This is a genomic window from Bdellovibrio sp. HCB2-146, assembly GCF_047345725.1.
GTDB lineage: Bacteria > Bdellovibrionota > Bdellovibrionia > Bdellovibrionales > Bdellovibrionaceae > Bdellovibrio.
On sequence record NZ_JBLEQP010000001.1, the window covers coordinates 763,196 to 779,649 of the forward strand.

The 16,454-nt window shown below is 45.3% G+C and carries 15 protein-coding genes; 3 read left to right on the top strand and 12 right to left on the bottom strand.

The window, feature by feature from the left end; genetic code table 11:
• Positions 1 to 5 precede the first annotated feature (5 nt).
• Positions 6 to 554: an NUDIX domain-containing protein gene (locus ACLWOR_RS03740; RefSeq protein WP_413939327.1), complete on the bottom strand. Its 549-nt coding sequence runs from the start codon at positions 552 to 554 to the stop codon at positions 6 to 8.
• Between the two features lie 129 nt (positions 555 to 683).
• On the opposite strand from ACLWOR_RS03740, the gene ACLWOR_RS03745 reads away from it, so the two are divergent.
• Positions 684 to 1,439, top strand: a complete 756-nt coding sequence (locus ACLWOR_RS03745) for a hypothetical protein (protein WP_413939328.1) — start codon at positions 684 to 686, stop codon at positions 1,437 to 1,439.
• A 103-nt stretch (positions 1,440 to 1,542) separates the two neighbouring features.
• The gene (locus ACLWOR_RS03750; protein ID WP_413939329.1) at positions 1,543 to 2,538 is read left to right on the top strand and encodes an HD-GYP domain-containing protein; all 996 of its coding nucleotides are present in this window, start codon (positions 1,543 to 1,545) and stop codon (positions 2,536 to 2,538) included.
• Between the two features lie 6 nt (positions 2,539 to 2,544).
• On the opposite strand, the gene ACLWOR_RS03755 is transcribed toward ACLWOR_RS03750, so the two are convergent.
• The 4 genes from ACLWOR_RS03755 to ACLWOR_RS03770 form a co-directional block, all read right to left on the bottom strand.
• A complete protein-coding gene (locus ACLWOR_RS03755; protein ID WP_413939330.1) occupies positions 2,545 to 3,291 on the bottom strand; it encodes a UDP-2,3-diacylglucosamine diphosphatase in 747 nt (248 codons plus the stop codon).
• The gene (gene ftsZ, locus ACLWOR_RS03760) at positions 3,291 to 4,943 is read right to left on the bottom strand and encodes a cell division protein FtsZ (protein WP_413939331.1); all 1,653 of its coding nucleotides are present in this window, start codon (positions 4,941 to 4,943) and stop codon (positions 3,291 to 3,293) included. Before ftsZ ends, ACLWOR_RS03755 begins: the two co-directional genes overlap by 1 nt.
• A 48-nt stretch (positions 4,944 to 4,991) precedes the next feature.
• Positions 4,992 to 6,245 (bottom strand): cell division protein FtsA, encoded by a 1,254-nt coding sequence (ftsA, locus tag ACLWOR_RS03765; protein ID WP_413939332.1) that lies wholly within the window; start codon positions 6,243 to 6,245, stop codon positions 4,992 to 4,994.
• A 122-nt stretch (positions 6,246 to 6,367) separates the two neighbouring features.
• Entirely contained in the window at positions 6,368 to 7,114 is a 747-nt protein-coding gene (locus ACLWOR_RS03770; protein ID WP_413939333.1) for a cell division protein FtsQ/DivIB, read from the bottom strand.
• 204 nt (positions 7,115 to 7,318) lie between these two features.
• Between ACLWOR_RS03770 and ACLWOR_RS03775 the strand changes: the two genes are divergently transcribed.
• Complete coding sequence (locus ACLWOR_RS03775) at positions 7,319 to 8,854, top strand: methyl-accepting chemotaxis protein (protein WP_413939334.1); 1,536 nt, start codon at positions 7,319 to 7,321, stop codon at positions 8,852 to 8,854.
• 16 nt (positions 8,855 to 8,870) lie between these two features.
• On the opposite strand, the gene ACLWOR_RS03780 is transcribed toward ACLWOR_RS03775, so the two are convergent.
• From ACLWOR_RS03780 to murD, 7 genes are all read right to left on the bottom strand, one after another.
• Complete coding sequence (locus ACLWOR_RS03780) at positions 8,871 to 9,944, bottom strand: DUF4347 domain-containing protein (RefSeq protein WP_413939335.1); 1,074 nt, start codon at positions 9,942 to 9,944, stop codon at positions 8,871 to 8,873.
• Positions 9,934 to 10,578, bottom strand: a complete 645-nt coding sequence (locus ACLWOR_RS03785; protein WP_413939336.1) for a hypothetical protein — start codon at positions 10,576 to 10,578, stop codon at positions 9,934 to 9,936. Before ACLWOR_RS03785 ends, ACLWOR_RS03780 begins: the two co-directional genes overlap by 11 nt.
• 271 nt (positions 10,579 to 10,849) lie before the next feature.
• Positions 10,850 to 12,211 carry a UDP-N-acetylmuramate--L-alanine ligase gene (murC, locus tag ACLWOR_RS03790; protein ID WP_413939337.1) on the bottom strand — a complete coding sequence of 454 codons (1,362 nt, stop codon included), beginning with the start codon at positions 12,209 to 12,211 and terminating at the stop codon, positions 10,850 to 10,852.
• Positions 12,208 to 13,278 carry an undecaprenyldiphospho-muramoylpentapeptide beta-N-acetylglucosaminyltransferase gene (gene murG, locus ACLWOR_RS03795; protein ID WP_413939338.1) on the bottom strand — a complete coding sequence of 357 codons (1,071 nt, stop codon included), beginning with the start codon at positions 13,276 to 13,278 and terminating at the stop codon, positions 12,208 to 12,210. Before murG ends, murC begins: the two co-directional genes overlap by 4 nt.
• Positions 13,279 to 13,288: 10 nt before the next feature.
• Positions 13,289 to 14,434: a putative lipid II flippase FtsW gene (ftsW, locus tag ACLWOR_RS03800; protein WP_413939339.1), complete on the bottom strand. Its 1,146-nt coding sequence runs from the start codon at positions 14,432 to 14,434 to the stop codon at positions 13,289 to 13,291.
• 88 nt (positions 14,435 to 14,522) lie between these two features.
• On the bottom strand, positions 14,523 to 14,993 hold the full coding sequence (locus ACLWOR_RS03805; RefSeq protein ID WP_413939340.1) for a hypothetical protein: 471 nt from the start codon (positions 14,991 to 14,993) through the stop codon (positions 14,523 to 14,525).
• A gap of 68 nt (positions 14,994 to 15,061) precedes the next feature.
• A complete protein-coding gene (gene murD / locus ACLWOR_RS03810) occupies positions 15,062 to 16,450 on the bottom strand; it encodes a UDP-N-acetylmuramoyl-L-alanine--D-glutamate ligase (RefSeq protein WP_413939341.1) in 1,389 nt (462 codons plus the stop codon).
• Positions 16,451 to 16,454: the final 4 nt, after the last annotated feature.

Consider the following 16,454-nt stretch of genomic DNA (forward strand, 5'->3'; position numbering starts at 1 on the left):
CCCTCCTAATTCCACTCCCCTCGCAAAATTTTATCAAGCCAGAATGCACCGATCTGAGTCTTTACATCTGTCACTTCACCTCTTTGAACGCGCGCCAATAGATCTTGAGGAGCAATTTCAACTACTTCTAAAAATTCTCCGGTATCAAGTTGCTGTCCAATTTTTTTGAGGTCCTGCGCCAAATACAAATCAATATGTTCGTTCGAATAACCAATGACGGGATGAATTGTCGTGAGGAATTTCCAGGTACTTGCTTCGTACCCCGTTTCTTCTAACAGTTCCCTTTTTGCGGTCTTGATTGTTTCTTCTTGATGATCTCTTTTACCGGCAGGAAATTCTAAAAAAACTTGTTTCACAGCATGACGATACTGATGCACCATCACCACATTTCCATTGGGTAGAAGTGGAATCATCATGGCAGCACCCGGGTGAAGAATGTACTCACGAGTATAGATATTTCCGTCGGGCCCCTGAACTTTATCTTGCTCCACTTTGAGGTATCGCCCTTTGAAAATTTGCTTACTTGAGAGTGTCTTTTCTTCGAGATGTTTCATAGGACTTATGATTGCAGACACACCCGCCCTTTGTCTATAAGAGGTCCTAATACCATTGATGGAAAAACAATATTAAAAGATTCTAATACAGTTGCCCAACATACTTCATTTGATCAGGGAGGATCACATATGAAAGCAGTCCGTAAAACGGGTCTTTTTTTGTCGACGGTTGTTTTGTTCTCGACCCTAACTGTGCAAGATGCTTTCGCACAAAGCCGCAGAGGCGGAGGTTCCGCACTTCCAACAGGTTCCCACTCCATTGGTATTGCGATCTCAACAGTGAATGCTGGCCAAGATGACTTAAATGGCGTTATTGACGATCTTCACACGGATGGCTCAACACTCGCTGATACAAAAGATTTGGGCAGCGCTTGGGAAATCACAGCGAACTGGATTTATCGTTTTGATCGTACCATGTATGCCTTTGTATTCCGCCCTTCTTACTTCACACAAAAATCCGAAGGTTCAGGAACTGGCGGGAGCTACGACGTGAGCCTCACTGGTTTCACAGTGTTCCCCATCTTCCGTATGTACCCTCTTGAAAATTCATTTATTAAGTTCTTCATGCAAGGTGGTCTTGGCTACGGCAGCCTTAAAGGTCAAATCGATGCCGGCGCTAGCAATCTCGGCTTTGAAGGCAGTGCTTTTGGTGCCATGGGTGGTATCGGTGTGGATTTCTGCTTTACCGATGCACATTGCTTAACAATCGAAGGTAATATCCGTTACTTGCCAATCGAAAGAAACAAAGTCACCAGCGGAAACTGTACAACTCTTCCGGGTACATCTCAGTGTACAAACGGAAGCGAACTGGAGCGTAACAACAAAGACCTTCAAACGACGATGTCGGGAGTCCAAGGTCTAGTTGGTTACACGATGAACTTCTAAGAAGTCCTGATTTCATAAACTATTTTGTATTTTTATATTAATCCCGGCCCTAGGTCGGGATTTTTGTTTTAAGAATATTCCTCAGCTGTCCGATAGGGACCATATGACAACGGCAGCAAAAGAAGCAGAAATGATGAAAGTAAGTCGGGAACTTTTCACCGATGGCATTCCACTTTCCGCTGACGTGTTCACTCGTCTTCCTTCCGGACAATATCTTTGCATCGGCAGAAAAGGTGACGCCAGCAATCTTGCCACTCTTCATATGGTGGCAGAGAAAAAGGCGGATCTCTTTGTTCGCAAAGACGACTATCCTCACGTTGTCGCCTTCAATTTAAATCTTATTGGTAAGACAGTTAAAAATGAAAACATCAGTCCGCAGGTCAAAGTTTCTTTGATTCGTGGAGTGACGGATTCAGCGATCTCTGATTTAACTGAGCGTGGAATTTTTGTCGGCTCTTACGAAAAATGCCGCCAGATCACAGGCTTTATCCAAGACACAACAAACCAAATTCAAGATTTCAATAAGTTTTTAGAAACCTTCAATAAACTTCCTGGTGATCTTGTGACTCACAGCTTGGCGACAACTGTCATTTCGATGCTCATCTGTGAACAGATGAATATCACAATGAAAGCGACTTTGGAAAAAGTCGCAATGGGTGCCCTTCTTCACGATATTGGCATGAAAGAAATCCCTCGTGCCCTTTTAGAAAAACCACGCATGGAGTGGACTGAAGATGAGGTACTTTATTATGAATCTCATACTCTTCGTGGAGTTGAGATTTTGAGAGACATGAAAGAAATCCCAGCTGACGTGCTCGCCATCGTACTTGAGCACCATGAAAACGCTTTGGGCTTAGGCTTCCCTCGCCGTCTGCGCGATATCAAAACAAATCCATTGGCTCGTATCGTGGCGGTGGCTGATTGTTTTGTGGATTTGATGTATGATCCTCGTCGCGAAGGTGAACAAAGAACTCCGGAAGAGGCAATTCACTTTATCGAGTTCGGAATGGGTCAGCCCTTTAATAAACCCGCATTCATCGCCCTCAAGCAGCTTTTACATATCACGAATTTACAAAAGAAAATCGCTTCGAACGGCTAGTTCACACTAGTCGATCGTCACCCAAGAACCTTCGCCATCTTTCAGGCGGAAAACTCGAACTTTTTCCTCAAACCAAGAGCCCAGATTCACGCTGCGAACATCGTGCCCTTTGATTTTAAAGGTATGATCGTCAAAGACATGCATGTGGCCGGAGATGATCACATCAAAAGGTTTTTCATCATATACGCGTTCGGCATGGGCGCGAATCATCGTCACCAGATTGGATTCATTTTTGGCGCGGTAGTGACCGCTGCGAGCGCGGCTTTTTTTACTGGCGCGATTGCCAAGGTAGCTCCACACAAAGCCCGGAACAATATTGCCCAGAGGTTTGATTTTAGGATTGCGGATAATACTGCGATAACGAAGATATTCGTAATCTTGCAGATTGATCAAATCCCCGTGCTCTAAGCGGATTCTAAGACCATCAATCTCATAGAATTGCGCTTCAACGAAGACTTCGATGCCGAGTTTTTTCTGAAAATAACCTTCAACATGGACATCGTGATTACCTTCGATATAGGTAATTTTCATCCCTGACTTGCGAAGCTCACCAAGAATTTCTGTAAGGTCTTTGAACTTGTCAGCGAAGTACTGATGTCCCCCAACCCAAAGATCGAAGATATCACCCAGAAGAAAGAGATGAACTTCGCGCGGATTTTTCTCGCGCAAAGAACGCAAAAAGCGCAACAGGATTTGTCCGTTGCGCTCTTCTGCGTTTTTTAAGTGAATGTCTGAAAGAAACCAGGCTTCCACTAGTCTTGTTTCAAATCAAAGCCCTGTTTTTTTCTGATGAAAGCAGGAACTTCAAGGTTTTGGCTAGAGAATGGAGAACTCAACACTTCACGAGCCATGCGACGAGCTTCTTCCAAGCTTTGTTGTTCTTGGTCGACGTTCATAGACAATTGCTCTGGGTTGTGATGACGAGCTTTCAATTCTTGGCTCTCTTTAAAAGCGCGAGCTTTTGCCAACAACATATCGCGAGAAGAGATAGACGCTTCTGCAGTTGGTTGGATTGGAGTCGCAACTTCTTGTTGAACCGGTTGTGGAACTGGCTGTTGCACTGGCATTTGAGGAGCTACGTTTTGAGCTGCTTGTTGTGCCATTTGCGGAGTCACAGCGGGAACTGGTGGAACAGTGACATGCTCAGTTACGTGTTGTTCAGGTTGAGCGAAAGTCATCACTTGAGACTGAACAGTTGCAATCGGTGGAAGTTCTACTTGCGGCATTTGTGCGTACTGAGGCATCACAGGCATTTGCGGCATCTGAGGCATCTGTGGCATAACCGGCATTTGTGGCATCTGAGGCATTTGCGGCATAGAAGCCATTGTCGGCATCTGTGGCATTTGCGGCATCATGTTCATATTCATGCCCGGCATTTGCATCGCTTGTTGGTTCAAGAAGTTTTGCATTTGGTTCACTTGAGACATGTCGTTCACAAGTTTCACTTCGTGCGCATCAAAACCAGTTGCGATAACTGTGACACGAACTTCGTCACCCATTGATTCATCGATAACCGCACCGAAGATGATTTCCGCGTCTTCGTGAGCTGCTTCTGTAATCAAAGTAGAAGCTTCATTTACTTCATGCAATGACAACTCTGGACCACCCGTAACGTTGATGATGATACCAGTTGCGCCATCGATTTTAACATTTTCAAGAAGAGGAGAAGAGATCGCCGCAGTTGCTGCTTCAACTGCACGGTTGTCACCGCGAGCTGCACCTGTTCCCATGATCGCGATACCTTTTGCCGACATAACTGTACGGATGTCAGCGAAGTCCAAGTTGATCAAACCACGGATGTTGATCAAGTCAGAGATACCTTTAACTGCTTGAAGAAGAACTTCGTCCGCTTTCTTGAATGTTTCAAGAAGTGGAGTTCTTTCTGCTGCGATCGAAAGAAGTTTTTGGTTCGGAATAACGATCAAAGTATCAACGTTTTCTTTAAGCTCTGAAAGACCACCCTCAGCATGCTTTCCACGTTTTTTACCTTCGAACAAGAACGGCTTCGTCACCACACCGATAGTCAAAGCGCCTAATTCTCTAGCGATCTTTGCAACGATAGGAGCTCCGCCCGTTCCTGTTCCGCCACCCATACCCGCGGTGACGAAAACCATGTCTGAACCTTCTAATTTTTCTACGATTTCATTATATGACTCAATCGCCGCACGACGACCCACATCTGGGTTCGCGCCTGCTCCCAAACCTTTAGTCAAATCAAGGCCGAGTTGAATTTTATTTGGCGATTTATTTGCATTCAAAGCTTGGATATCTGTATTAGCTACGATGAATTCTACACCAGTCATTCCTGACTCGATCATCGTGGATACTGCGTTACTTCCGCCGCCGCCTACGCCGACAACTTTAATATTCGCACCGATATTGATATTTTCCTCTAATTCAAACATTCGATCCTCCCCACGAAACAGGGGCCTCCAGCCCCCACAGAAATAAATTTAAAAAACCTGTCCAAAAAAGTCTTTGATCTTACGAGTAAGTCCATCAATCGACTCACCCAGGTTCACTTCGTGCTGTTGCGTGTGCTGAACTAAATCTTTTCTTTGTGCCAAACCATATTGCAACAACCCAACAGCTACCGCGAATTCTCCAGTCTTCACGACATCTGTTAGCCCACCGATCTCACGAGGGACCCCGCGACGAACTGGAATATCAAAGATAAACTCGCCCATCTCGGTCAAACCATCTAATTGACTTGCTCCACCTGTTAAAACAATTCCAGATCCCAACATTGGAACCAATCCGCTCATACGGATGTCGTTGGCAATAAGGTTCATTGTCTCTTCAGCACGAGCTTCAATAACATCTGCTAAATCTTTACGAGGAATCACACGCGCCTTGCGACCGCCGACTCCTTCAACTTCGACCGTTTCCGCATCAGAAACCATTGAAGCCATGGCACAGCCATGTTTCTTCTTCAAGTCTTCTGCCGCGAATTGTGGCGTGCGAAGTCCAATCGCCACGTCATGAGTGAAGTGTTGTCCACCCACTGGAATTGTCGAAGAGTGCGCAACGCTGCCGTTTACTAAGTAAAGAGCGTTACATGCACCGCCACCCATATCGACTACGCAAACACCGAGATTTTTTTCGTCATTTGAAATAACAGATGTTGCAGAAGCGAGTTGGCTCAAAACCAGACCCGAGATTTTGAGGCCGGCTTTTTCGACACATTTGATTGAATTATTAAGTGCACTTTGGCTGCCAGTCACAATATGAACGTTTGCTTCCAAACGAACACCCGACATGCCAATTGGATCGGTGATTCCATCTTGGCCATCAACTTTGAATTCACGAGGCAAAACGTGCAAAACAGCGCGATCTGCTGGAACATTAACAGCCTTAGCCGCTTCAATCACACGCTCGATTTCTGATGCTGTGACTTCGCGATTTTTAATGGCAACCATGCCCTTAGAATCAAAAGATGTGATGTGCGTACCAGCAACCCCCACCCAGGCTTCAGAGATTGAATAACCTGACATGAGTTCTGCTTCTTCTTTTGCTTTTTTGATTGATTCAGTCGTAGCTTCGATATTAACGACAACGCCTTGGCGGATACCTGTATTAGGTGCTGTGCCGACGCCTACGATTTCGATTTTTCCATCTGGATTTACGGTCCCGATAACTAGACAAACCTTGGTTGAACCAATATCCAGACCAGCCAATAGTGGCATTTTCGGTTTTGATGTGCTCATCCCTAAGTCCTCACGGGTGCTTAATCTATAAGTAAGTCTCGGAGAACTCGCCCAAAAAAATCATTTTAAAGGGTTCAAGTATCGGAATAAACCCGACTTTGATCGGTCCTCCAGACTTAAGCTTAGGGATCCTTACGCAACCTGACAAGGACTTTCTTTGACAGATTCGCGTCGATGACGCGCGCGTCAAACTGACGACTTTCAAGATAATCAACAACTTTTCCAACTCGAGCGGCCTTCAACGCCACTTGATCTTCCCCGATTTTCACCTGAATTCCGGTCTTGATCAGTGTCATCCAAAAACCTTCTTTACTGTCATAGCGAATTTCAGAAACTGTTTTTCTGCTGAACGATCCTTCAGCAGGAAGCTCCTCAATCACATCGACTGCTTTTTTTCTCAGCGCGGATTGCTTGGTAAAAACTTCTCCATCAAGCACTGCTACGTCAGGAGCTTGGGGCGCCTCTACCGGATCTAAAAATGTTCCATCGCCGATCACCGGTAGAAGTTTCCCATTTTTTCCTAGATACAATAATTTTACTTCGTGCGCTTGCACGTGAACTTGTAAAGTCGTTGGCCACGCACGTTTGAGCGCCACACGATTCACCCACTCATTACCTTTCACTGTGCGCACGACAGTTTTCAAATTGATGTTCCAAAGAGAAACACCTTCATAAGGCTTAAGTGACGTTTGCAATTGTTCGACGAGAGGTTTTAAGTACGCACGCTGACCTTCAACGGGGTCCACGAGCACGACTTCGATTTGTTGAATATTGAAAAAACCACGACCATTTAAATAGTAAAGTGTTCCTGCAATTGAGAGCGGAAGAATCACAAAACCGAATATGAATTTGAGAACAAGTTTTCTCACTGAGAGTTTCCCCATGCTGTCGTGAATTTCAGAGTATCAATAAAGAAGAAGGACGAGAATTCCTGTCCTCAAAACAAGACCTTAGTCTTTCAACCAGCGGAAGGTCTAGATTGTTGAAAATAAGTAATAATGTGACTTCTATGTCATATAGTCGCCCGTGCCTTGTCCCGATAGCAGTTGTGAATTTTCAGTAAAGGAACGTCTATGCGTCTTAGTAGCAAGATCATTATCAATATCGCAGCATCATGTTTGATCTGTACTCTGGCAGCCGTGGCAATATCCTCGTCTAAAGTCCATAGACAAGGTCGCGATCAGTTGATTGAAAAATCAGAAGCCATCCTTTCACGACTTGAAGCCATTCGCTCTTACATCGCCACTCAAGGCGATCTTGGTGAAAGCATCAATGCAGCTGTTGCGAAACATCCGGATGGAAATCTTCCTGAGAGCGAACGCGATATTTTACTTCGTAAAGTCCCTATCTTTGCTTCCATCAAAGTTGGTTTCGAAGAGTCAGAAAAAGATGGTTACAATTTCCGCGTTTTTTCAGATGCTCCTCGCCGCCAAGGTAACCTGGCAACTGCGAGCGAAATGGAAATTTTGAAGCGCTTTGAAGCCGATCCTAACTTAAAACAAATCGCCGAAGAAAAAGATGCTCATGTCGTCGTTTATCGCCCCGTCCGCCTTTCTGCGAGCCAAGGCTGTTTGCTCTGCCATGGAGCGCCCGAAACTAGTCCGTGGAAGAACGGCAAAGATATTTTAGGCTTCCCCATGGAAAACTGGAAAGACGGAAAACTGCACGGTGTGTTCGCCGTCACGTCATCAACAGAGCGAGTGACGAAGGCCGCCACAAATACATCGATATCTATTTTGATGTGGGCATCTTTGATTTCACTCTTCATCTTAGCAGTTTCTTATTACTTCGTTCGTCGCCCTATGCGCGCTTTGCTGGAAGGAATTGAAGAGCTCAATAAAGCCGGTCAACAAGTTACAGAAACAAGCACAGGCATTATGTCATCAAGCCAACACTTAAGCCAATCAGCCGTGAAGGCTGCTGCTTCGATCGAGGAGACATCAGCTTCCACTGAAGAAGTTTCAAGTATGGTGAAAATCAACTCGCAACATACAGAAAAAGCTCGCGACCTTGCCCAACAAGCACAAGAAAAAGCCCGCCGTGGCGAACAGGAAGTGCGCAAGCTCACAACATCCATGGATGCGATTTCAACGAGTTCGAAAAAAATCGAAGAAATCATCACCGTGATTGACGACATCGCCTTCCAAACAAATCTTCTAGCATTGAACGCGTCCGTCGAAGCTGCCCGCGCTGGAGAACACGGAAAAGGCTTTGCTGTCGTAGCCGATGCCGTTCGCAGTCTTGCGCAAAGAAGTGCAACGTCTGCTAAAGAAATTTCAAACTTGATCACGGACTCCGTTGAGAAGATTCACCAAGGTCACGAAGTGGTAAAATCAAGTGAGGCTTCACTAAAAGAAATTGTAAAAACAATCGAAGACCTTTCAACATTGAATGCTGAAATCTCAACGGCAAGTAATGAACAAGAACAAGGCATCGTCCAAATCAATCGCGCACTCACAGACATGGACAAAATCACCCAAGCCAACGCGGAATCTGCTCAAGAATGCGCAGACGCCTCAGGCGAACTCAACCGCCAAGCCGGAGTGATGAGTCAAGCCGTCCATGATTTGAATAGTATTATTTCAGGCGCAGACAAACGCGCCTCATAGCGCGGTGCTCTTGTAGTTATTCGAATACACCGTTTTTCCACTCAGACGGTGTATTGCCCGGAGTTGGAGTGTCCTGCTTGTCGCAATGCCCTTGATATAAAAAGCGTGCCGTGTTCTCCAACGAATCCAAAACCTCCGCATATTGAGGCGCATCCTTCTTAAAATATTTTTTCGAATTACGGTAATCTTCAATTTGCGGTTTCGAGAGTTTTGCCAATAAAACTTCAGCATCTCTCAATTTGGATTTAAACATCCCGGCGCAATTCTGATCTTCAGCATCTTTGGAGCTCTCTTTAAACTGATCAATGGCTTTTTTTAATTCATCAACGCAAGTTTTAGTATCTTGCTTAAAGCTATCTTTAATTCCACTGACCTGACCCAAATAATTCCATTCAAATCGAGGCCAACTGTTTGGCTTGTAGGTCACTTGCTTTTGCGTCAGGTTAATTACAATCGGCGACGTAATCGCAAAAATGCTGCCGTAGAGCGCGTAATTGGTGTTCGCCGTAAACGTACCACCTTTTGGCAACATCGTCTGGGCAAAGTTCGCCATAAAATCCTCACCGCGACACCCTCGTCCCGTATTACAAGACATCAGGGCAATATTGGCGTTGGGAGCCATCAGACAGCTGTAGCTCGCAAACTGCTCGCGAGTTGTATTGAGATCTAAATTTGAATTTTCGATAACTTGCGCAATTCCCGGTGCCCCGTGCGCAAATATCCGGAGATCTTTAATTTTCACGCATTTTTTTAAGAGTGAATCAAATACTTTACGAAGATCTTCTTGCGACTGAATCGGATACTTATCAGAGTTGTAGCCGCACCAGCGGTACACCGACATTTTCGTCGACACCCCATCCAGAGTGTTAGGTCCAATAAGACAAATATCAGCTTCTTCCATTTTCTGGTCAGCACATCTTTTTTCCTGCTCCCGACAATAGTGGGCATTCACAGGAAGGGGGTATTTTTTTGCGGGCATGGGAAATTGAATCCCATTCGAGATCATCATACCCATCGGGGTGTTTTCTTGCGCAAAAGAATATGATATCGGAAAAGTGAGAAGTAACGTCAGAAGCAGCTTATTTCTCATAGGCTTTTACCACCTCTACAACTGTCGACTCACTGATCTTTGGAGCATGAGCACTTGCATAGTATTTAACGTTCCAGCTCAGCAAATCCGACATGAGTTCCTGAAGGCGTCCGATATTTTCAAATGAGGCCTTGCACTCAGGTGTATTTAATTTTCCCGATTTATCACATGCCACTTCCCAAGTTTTCATCAGTGGTACTAAAACTTGTTCATCGACGACATGACTTACGACCGCCAAATGCCATTGAAGTGCTTTAGGGGTTAAATCCCCTGCCAGCGCTTTATGAGAATGTCCCTTTAAAGCAGCAACACCTTTTGAGATTTCCGCCGCCTGCTCACCACACAATGTAGGCGACGAAGACGACTTGGAACAATCCGCTTTCATTTTTTCGATTTGTTTATCAAACGAAGCCAGAACCGCATCAGGATTTTGCGTCAGCGAAAACTTCTGAATCTTCTTACGAGCACTCGTCTCTCCTTTAATAGCAGAAACTAAATCCCCCAACTCCAACCCCGTTTTCTGAACAAACAAATCACGAACCTGTTTTTTAGAAATAATTTGAACAGAAGATGGGGCACCCAACGCCAAATTTGAAACTGAAAGTACGAACGCGATAAAAAGTATTTGCCTCAAAGCATTCCCCATTTAAGCAGAAAAAAAGACCGCCTAAATTCAGTTTACTTACAAAGCTCGTATTTCGAAAGCCCACTAGACTTTGGTGTTACAACGTAAAGGAATTAAGTTGCGAGCAAGAATTTGGAGAGGGCTATGCTACTTCGAATTGGAGCGGCCTTTGCCGGCGCCACGATGGCGCGAACTCGCCGCAGGCGAGCGGCAACTGAGCAAGGATGCGTGCCGCGGAAATTCGGAGTAGCATAGCCCTCTCCAAATTCCCGCATCGAAGCTAGAGTTTCTGAAGAACGTCGAGACCGAGTTTCCAGCCGTCCCCCGCTCCCAGGGTGACAAAGACATCCCCTTGTTTAAGCATAGAAACGATTTTCAGCGCCGACTTATCGTCGCGCTGGAAGTATTGCGTGTGTTCGTGTTTCATTTCTTGAGACAGTTTCTCTGAAGTGATCCCTGGAATTGGCGCTTCACCCGCTGGATAAATATCCGTCAGCAACACTTCATCTGCTTCCATAAAGGCTGTCGTAAAATCATGCCAACAATGTTGCGTACGTGAATAACGATGCGGTTGGAAGAACACGACAAGACGATTCTTAGGATACTTTTCACGGAAGGCCTGCAACACCGCACGCACTTCTGTCGGATGATGTCCGTAATCGTCGTAAACTTTGATACCGGACTTCTCACCTTTAAAGTGGAAACGACGATCCACACCTTCAAATCTTTGCAAGCCCGCCGCGCAAACCGCAAACGGAATACCCGCAGCCATACCTGAAGAAATCGCAGCCACGGCATTTAAGGCATTATGACGTCCTGGAACTTTCAACTCAAAATCACCGATATAATGACGAGTTCCCATCAAACGGTCGTTACGATACAGAGAATACTTTCCTTCTGCACCACTCACGACCAAATCATTCTTGTCATCAAAACCGTAGTATAAAATTCGTTTCGGGAAATTTTCGTAAATTTGACGAACTGTTGGATCATCACCGCAAGCAATGACTTTTCCATAGAATGGAACTTTCAACGCAAAATCATAGAAAGCCTTTTGCAAGTTCTCGTATGTTTTGTAGTGATCCAAGTGATCCGAGTCGACATTGGTGATGATCGCCACTTCCGGAGAAAGTTTGTTGAAACTTCCGTCAGACTCATCTGCTTCTGCGACCAACCACTCACCTGACCCCAACATCGCTGTTGATTTGATCAATTCAAAACGACCACCAACAACAATTGTAGGACTTAAATTACCCTGCAAGAAAATCGCAGACGTCATGGAAGTTGTCGTTGTCTTACCGTGCGTTCCGGCAACAGCAACCCCACGCTTCAAACGCATGATCTCTGCCAATGCTTCCGCACGAGGGATCAATGGAATTTGACGAGCGCGTGCTTCAGAAATCTCGGGATTTCCGTATTGAATCGCACTGGAATAAACGACCACATCAGCTTCACCCACATTGGAAGAAGCATGGCCTTTATAAATTTTAACTCCGAGCTCTTTAAGTCGTTCTGTATTCGCGTTTTCAGAGATGTCGCTGCCGCTGACTTTCGCGCCGATATTATGCAAAAGCTCCGCGAGCCCGCACATACCGATACCGCCGACACCTACGAAATGGAATTTGGCGTGTTGTAATTTCATTGCAATATTTCCTTGGCAATCGTTGTCGCCGCCTGAGGGATGTAAAAGCTCTTTATATTCTGAACCATCTGATCACGCAAAGCTTTATCGTGGCGCAAAGATTGGACTTCTGAAATCAAACGCTCTGGAGTGAGGTCTTTTTGCAAGATCATACGACCAGCGTTGCGAGCTACGAGACTTTCAGCATTTTTCTGCTGATGGTCATCCGCAGCCGGCAAAGGAATGACGATGGGAATAATGCCGAAAGCGGCGGCTTCTGCCAAAGAACTCGCTCCGCCTCTACATATTATTATGTCAGCCCACTGATAGTATTTTGGCATATCAAAGATAAACTCATGTGCTTCGACTTTAAATGGAGCGTTTTTATATTTTGCAGACACTTCCGCAAAATCCAAAGAACCCAATTGATGGACAACTGAGATATCCTTCGTCCATTCACCGCCGCCGTTCAAAGCGTCACGTAGGCAATAATTAATAGCGCGTGCTCCCTGACTGCCCCCGAACGCTAAGACATGGAACAATCCATCGCTATCAGTTCGATGCCCACCTTTTTCGATCTCTTCACGAACTGGCATTCCGGTTTGAATAATATTGTCGCTTTTTAAAAATTGACGAGCTTCATTAAAGACAACAAAGCACTTATCGACGAATCGGGAGAGCAAACGGTTGGCCATTCCAGGCATCGCATTCGGTTCCCACACGGCCGTATTAAAGCCGATAATGCTGGCTGCCAACACGAACGGACCGGAAGCATAACCACCAACTCCAATCACATAAAGCGGCTTCAACTGCCACAACAATCGCACCGACTGCCACAATCCCACTGGAATTTTAAAGAGAGTTTTAATTTTGCGAGAAAGACTAGGAACGTTGAGTTTGCCTGATTCGATAAGGTGAAGAGGAAATCCTTCGCGAGGAACAATCTTTTTTTCTAAACCTTGGGACGTTCCCACAAAATGAACTTCAACTGTGGGATCCATCTTTTGCAGAGCGCGGGCGATGGCAATCCCCGGGTAAATATGTCCACCCGTTCCACCACCAGCGATAATGACACGTTTCGTACTCATTAACTAACCTTTATGACTTCGCCTTTGCGGAGTTCCAGCGCTGCCCGCTGAATCGTTTCGAAAAGCGATCTTCTTCAAAAGTATTTTCAATATTTAAAATCAAACCAAACATAAATGCCAACGTCAGAAGCGAACTTCCGCCATAACTGAGAAACGGCAAAGTTAAACCCTTTGTTGGCAACAATCCCATCACAACACCGGCATTGATAAACACACTCAATGCAAATGTCACTGACAGTCCTAAAGCAAGAGCACGTTTAAAGGGTTCTTCAGTTTTTACAGCGACCTGGATTCCTCTGAATACAACAAATGCATACAAAGCCAGAACCGCAACGAAACCGATGAAACCCATCTCTTCACCAAGGACGGCCAAGGTAAAATCGGTATGAGCCTCAGGCAAGAAAAATAATTTTCCTTGTCCTTGTCCTAACCCCGCCCCTGTCAATCCACCGGAGTGGAAACTCAACATACTTTGAATCACTTGGAAGCCTTTTTGCGCGGGATCAGCCCACGGATCTAAAAATGCCAAAACACGAGCGCGACGATACGGAACATTCATCACTAGGAAATAGAATGCGGGAATGATAATCGCAAAAGCCGCCGTGATATATTTCCACTGCAAACCAAAAGCAAAAAGCAAAGTGACAGCGACCATTGTGACAATGGCGAAACTTCCAAAGTCAGGTTGTTTCAACATCAAAACCATCGGAGTGATTGTCGCCAGAACCAGCCAGTACCATTTCATGCTGTTCAAAGAGTTTTCGCGACGACACAAGAGGCTTGCAAACCAAACACTGAAGGAAATTTTAAGAAGTTCGGCAGGTTCAAAACGTAAACCCATCGGCAATTGAATCCAACGAAGCGCACCGCCGACACGGACACCAAGCCCTGGAACAAAAGTCGCAAGAACTCCCAGAGTCGCCATAAACCACAGCGCCCAACCGTACTTTTCGATATAGCGGAACGGAATATGAATGGTACCAACCAAAACTGCGAATGAAAGAAGTGCGAACGCCAACTGGCGTTTAAAGAAAAACAAACCGTCGCCGTAGGACTCCGTCGCAAAGATAAAGCTGGAAGAATAAACTTGCACCAATCCAATACCGAGAAGTGCAATGATGGCCAAAAACAAGCTGCTAGAGAGATATCTCAACATAATGATGGACTCCTGCGTGTTATTTTAATCAGAAGTCCTGAAAGCGTCTATGGCTGGATAAAAACTAGACCTGGCAAAGGCCGCAGAATTACTCTGCGTCCTCACTCAAAACATCGTCTTCAGAAGCGCCACTTTTGGGAGCTGGATTGACTGTTGTCGTCGTTGCCGAAGCTGTTGCTTGTGCGGAAGCGGCTGGAGCTTCTTTAACTGCCGGAGCTGGGCGAGCCGCACGTTGAACAGGTGCCTGTTGAACTGGAGCGGAAGCGCGGCGCGGCTCTTCTTTGGAAGGCATTGCACAGCAGTACATCACACCGTTTTGATCAGACACATTTTTATAGTTCGTGATGGAGAAACTGCGATTCGCATCACAGCGTTGGGCCATCTTCATGTTCAATTCAACATCGAGATCGGGATAAACATCACCGCTAACGAACTCACAGTACAATCCTGCACTGCTTGCCATTTTTTCTCTTTGCGCTTGGCGTTCTTTGAATTTTGATGAAGCACATGCAGACATCATTAATGCGGACATGACAGATAACACGACGACTCGGAACACAGGCCCTCCTGGCACATTTTTCAGACATAAAAAAAGCCTCCATCGTGGAGGCTTTTTTTTGTTTCAAATCAATGAAACTTTCTCACGATCTCTTTAAAATAATCGCCGCGTTCTTCAAAACTGTCAAACATGTCAAAACTTGAACATCCAGGTGAGAGCAGAACAACGTCGCCAATTCTCGACTTTTGGTAAGCAATCAAGACTGCTTCTTCAAAAGTACCAATCAAGAAGGTTTCAGAGAAATCACCTAGGTCGCGGTTGATGCGCTCTTTGGCTTCCCCGACCAAGATCAAGGTTTTGACTTTACGTTTCACCACATTGCGAAGTGGTTCGTAGTTCAGATTGGTATCTTTACCACCAGCGATCAAGATCACATTTTCATCAAAAGTATCAAGCGCACGCAAAACAGCGTGAACGTTCGTAGCTTTTGAATCGTTGTAGAACAAAACTCCACCCACTTTGCGAACATATTCAATACGGTGAGGAAGACCTGTGAAAGTCTCAATCACTTTTTGAACAGCTTCACGAGTGGCACCATGTTCGCGTGATGCTAAGATCGCCGCCATGATGTTTTCTACAGAGTGCTTACCGCGCATTTTCATGTTTTTGATAGAGAAGCTTTCGATCTCTGGACCCGTGCGCACGCGAATCTCGTCACCGATATTCACAGCACCCCCGATGTTCATGATTTGTGGCTCCAAAGCTGGTTTACGAGAGAAGTAGAAAATACGTCCACGTTGAACCGCTGGATCACGCGCCAACTCAACAACAGCGTTGTCATCTGCATTCAAGATACTTGTAGTCGCTTGGTTTGTGTTTTTAAAAATACGGCGTTTTGCGTTTACGTATTCTTCCATGGAACGATAACGGTCCAAATGATTTTCAGCCAAGTTGGTGAACACGATGTTCATTGGGTTGAAGCTGTCACAGTGTTCAAGCATGAAGCTTGAAACTTCAGCGATCACGACTTGCGCTTTTTCTCCGCCGCGAAGGTATTCAACCAATGGACGTTCATTCGCACCACCTACCCAAGTTTTTACGCCTGATTCTTTTAAAATCGCTTCTGTGATACGCGCCACAGTTGTTTTACCGTTCGTACCTGTCAGACCGATGATAGGTTCTTTGATAAAACCAGTTGAGAATTCAAACTCACCTGTGATTTTGATTCCTTGAGAACGAGCGTAATCAAAGATTTTCAAATTGCTTGGAACGCCCGGAGACAAGATCACAAGATCTTGCGCGATGAAAGTTTTCGGACTGTGACCACCCAATTCGTATTTAATCGGCAAATCACCCAATTGTTCCAACTGAGTTGAAAGCTCTGGTTTTGATTTGTGATCTGTCACAGTTACTTGAGCACCTTGTTGCACCAGGAATTGAGCCAAGGCCACGCCTGTTTTACCCAATCCAACAACAAGGATCTTTTTATCTTTTAATTCGCTTAACTCTCTGTACATAAAC

What these genes read in the sequence shown, in the direction of transcription:
- ACLWOR_RS03775 (WP_413939334.1), top strand. Translation starts at nt 7,319, where the DNA reads ATGCGTCTTAGTAGCAAGATCATTATCAATATCGCAGCATCATGTTTG.
- murC (WP_413939337.1), bottom strand. Translation starts at nt 12,211, where the DNA reads ATGAAATTACAACACGCCAAATTCCATTTCGTAGGTGTCGGCGGTATC.
- ACLWOR_RS03745 (WP_413939328.1), top strand. Translation starts at nt 684, where the DNA reads ATGAAAGCAGTCCGTAAAACGGGTCTTTTTTTGTCGACGGTTGTTTTG.
- ftsA (WP_413939332.1), bottom strand. Translation starts at nt 6,245, where the DNA reads ATGAGCACATCAAAACCGAAAATGCCACTATTGGCTGGTCTGGATATT.
- ACLWOR_RS03740 (WP_413939327.1), bottom strand. Translation starts at nt 554, where the DNA reads ATGAAACATCTCGAAGAAAAGACACTCTCAAGTAAGCAAATTTTCAAA.
- ftsZ (WP_413939331.1), bottom strand. Translation starts at nt 4,943, where the DNA reads ATGTTTGAATTAGAGGAAAATATCAATATCGGTGCGAATATTAAAGTT.
- ACLWOR_RS03780 (WP_413939335.1), bottom strand. Translation starts at nt 9,944, where the DNA reads ATGAGAAATAAGCTGCTTCTGACGTTACTTCTCACTTTTCCGATATCA.
- ftsW (WP_413939339.1), bottom strand. Translation starts at nt 14,434, where the DNA reads ATGTTGAGATATCTCTCTAGCAGCTTGTTTTTGGCCATCATTGCACTT.
- ACLWOR_RS03750 (WP_413939329.1), top strand. Translation starts at nt 1,543, where the DNA reads ATGACAACGGCAGCAAAAGAAGCAGAAATGATGAAAGTAAGTCGGGAA.
- murD (WP_413939341.1), bottom strand. Translation starts at nt 16,450, where the DNA reads ATGTACAGAGAGTTAAGCGAATTAAAAGATAAAAAGATCCTTGTTGTT.
- murG (WP_413939338.1), bottom strand. Translation starts at nt 13,278, where the DNA reads ATGAGTACGAAACGTGTCATTATCGCTGGTGGTGGAACGGGTGGACAT.